At 33.6% G+C, this 289-nt stretch carries 1 pseudogene; it reads right to left on the reverse strand.

Annotated elements, in window-relative coordinates:
• Positions 1 to 164: pseudogene (locus N8L33_RS09990) on the reverse strand (ISL3 family transposase); the annotation flags it as partial.
• Between the last annotated feature and the right edge of the window lie 125 nt (positions 165 to 289).

Here is a 289-nt window from a genome sequence, read left to right on the forward strand (position 1 = left end):
AAGTCATATTTCTTCATTTGATGTCCACAATCAGGACAAGATGGGGCATTGTAATCCAGTTTAGCGATGATTTCCTTAAGTGTATCCTTATTGATGATGTCTAGAATCTGGATATTTGGGTCTTTGATATCGAGTAGTTTTGTGATAAAATGTAATTGTTCCATATGAATCTTTCTAATGAGTTGTTTAGTCGCTTTTCATTATAGGTCATATGGGACTTTTTTTCTACACAAAAATAGGCTCCATAAGATTCATAGGGGATTTACCCACTACAAATATTATAGAGCCT

This window comes from Streptococcus mitis (assembly GCF_946188695.1).
Taxonomy (GTDB): domain Bacteria; phylum Bacillota; class Bacilli; order Lactobacillales; family Streptococcaceae; genus Streptococcus; species Streptococcus mitis_DF.